Annotated in this window: 2 protein-coding genes; both read right to left on the minus strand. The window is 42.2% G+C overall.

Going from position 1 to position 1036, the window contains the following annotated elements; translation table 11 throughout:
- Positions 1-49: 49 nt before the first annotated feature.
- A complete protein-coding gene (locus tag CXF78_RS01680; RefSeq protein ID WP_102035783.1) occupies positions 50-421 on the minus strand; it encodes a hypothetical protein in 372 nt (123 codons plus the stop codon).
- 443 nt (positions 422-864) lie between these two features.
- Positions 865-1023, minus strand: coding sequence for an ankyrin repeat domain-containing protein (locus CXF78_RS22045; RefSeq protein WP_374702261.1), 159 nt, complete (start codon positions 1021-1023; stop codon positions 865-867).
- Positions 1024-1036 lie beyond the last annotated feature (13 nt).

A 1036-nucleotide genomic window follows, 5' to 3' on the forward strand; every position in this document is an offset into this window, starting at 1 on the left:
CAAGCAATAAATAACGATTTTTTATAAAAAAGAGCAAACGTGAAAAGGGTTACGAATCAGACTTTAATTTCTCGCTATTTTTATTTGTCGTATAACTACCTGAATGTCCCACTAACTCAATCTCCGCCCTTCTCAACCAGTACACATAAGACTTCTTACTATCGAATTCCATCAAAGCCCACTGTCCTTTGCAGATGTAGTGCACTCTAATGGCCCGTATACATTGCGGTGATAACCGCTCAATCATCTGGTCGAACTGTCTTACTTCTAGTGGGGGCGTTATCTCGACCACTGCCGAACTGCCGTAAACAATCACCTCGCCTAACTTGTCGCACTGGCTTCGGCTTGCGAACCCTTGGCCATATTCTTGATGGGCCCAATAGTTACCCCTGCGCGTTAACCCATGACGCAGCGTTTTCATGTTCAATGTCACTTGTTGATGCTGCTGCTGCTGCTGCACATTATTCTTGACCACAAATAACCGCCCTTATTTCATCAATCCCTAACTTAAATACCTGGGCGTATATTGCCGAAACATCATCAAACGGCACTCTAACATCACCCTGTTCCCAACGATGATTAATTTCAAGCTCAAAATCTGGGTCACTTTTATGGTCACTTTTTAGGGGGATTAAACTATGACAACCCTGTGATTACAGGCTTCAGAGCTAGCTTTCATGGCTCTGCCATGGGGGCGAAAATTAGAATCCTCTCCTAACACAGGAGGATACCGACCAAATCTAAAATAAAAAATCTAAAATAAAAAGCCTGTACGCATAGAATGCGTATAGGCTTTTTTGTGTCTAAAAACAAACGTGAATTTTATTAATCCGGTCAAACTCCAAACTTGTATCCTTTTTAATCTCAACATCCATCGGCGTTATATTTAGCTCCCTTTGTGCATAATAACGCTACAACGTTTGCATGCACTTGCTGCTTGGCGCACATTAAAACGGTTCTGCCTTTATTATCGCGTAAATTGACATCTGCACCTTGGGCTAATAACAACTGCATAATGCCGATGTGTTGCTTGTCG

The organism is Shewanella sp. 11B5, assembly GCF_002836795.1.
In the GTDB taxonomy this organism is placed as follows: Bacteria; Pseudomonadota; Gammaproteobacteria; order Enterobacterales; family Shewanellaceae; genus Shewanella; species Shewanella frigidimarina.

Excerpts from the sequence above, each read along its gene's own strand:
- CXF78_RS01680 (WP_102035783.1), bottom strand. The coding sequence starts at position 421 with ATGAAAACGCTGCGTCATGGGTTAACGCGCAGGGGTAACTATTGGGCC.